The organism is Streptomyces sp. NPDC002130 (genome assembly GCF_040296465.1).
GTDB lineage: Bacteria > Actinomycetota > Actinomycetes > Streptomycetales > Streptomycetaceae > Streptomyces.
Genome location: NZ_JBEOXI010001242.1, coordinates 1 through 1,052 on the forward strand (window position 1 = coordinate 1; position 1,052 = coordinate 1,052).

General features: G+C 59.3%; 1 protein-coding gene. It reads right to left on the reverse strand.

The features are described from left to right. Positions 1–747: hypothetical protein (locus tag ABT116_RS49955; RefSeq protein WP_351648409.1), on the reverse strand; the 747-nt coding region annotated here is incomplete at its 3' end. Between the last annotated feature and the right edge of the window lie 305 nt (positions 748–1,052).

Here is a 1,052-nt window from a genome sequence, read left to right on the forward strand (position 1 = left end):
GGTAAATGTTGCGTAACGCCGCCGCAAAATTCTACATAACCCACATTTGTAACCTGGTCGGGCATTGTGGTGTTTTCTCTTTTGTTTCATGGGCATCTCAAGGGGCGTTGAATCAGGGCTGATGTGGTGGGGGTGGGTGATCTCGTGTGGTGAGGAACCCCTTGGATCGCGACGTTCGATTTCGTCGAGGTAAGTCGCGCGGGTACGCGCGAGGTGCAGCGCGTCCGTCGTCGAGGGCGATGTCGAGGGACCGTTCTGCAGCGCGGGCAAGCTCATGCGCCAACATCGGCACAGGGCTTCGTCCGAGAGTTGGCTGCAGTCCGGCAACGGAAGAAGCGGCACATCGACGGTGCTGGTGCGTATCAGGGGACTTTTCGGCGAGCACAGGAGTGCCTGTGTGAACTCAACTCTGCCGCCAATGTAGCGATGCACCGGAGCCGAGGTGATGGCCATCAGCAGTATCAACGGTAAGGCAGCAGCGCCGGCGAGCGTGATCAATCCGATGACAGTGACCACCCCTGCCGCCCACGTAGCGCCGTCTCGTAGCGCAATCGGAAGGAGAGTTCGCGGTGGTGGGGTAGTACGACGTGTGATCGGTCGCAGCCAGGGTGAACCCCCTCCGATCAGCACTGCGGCAGTCACCGCCGATACCAGAATGTCGGTTTGGACGGTGATGGCTGCGGCGATCCCCCCTGAAGCGGCCAGGATGACCGCGGTAATCCACCAGATCATGCGATAGATGCTCATGGGGTGTAATCCGTTGTAGTGAGGAAGTTTCCGGCTGTTCATTTCTCGATGCGGTCCGCCGAAACGACGAATATGTTCGATCGCGCGAGCACATCAGCGGTCCCACAAAACATGGGGGAGGGGAATGTGACTGTGCGACAGGAACATTGATATGCGCCGTTTGTACGGTCCTATGTGTCATTGCTGCTCCAGTTGCGCGAGGCACGTATGCCCGCCAAGTGTCAGTGGCGGCGGGTTTACTGAACCCATGAACATCGCCCAGCACCTCGCCCTCATCGACGAGCTGTGCTACCGCCCCTTTCCGG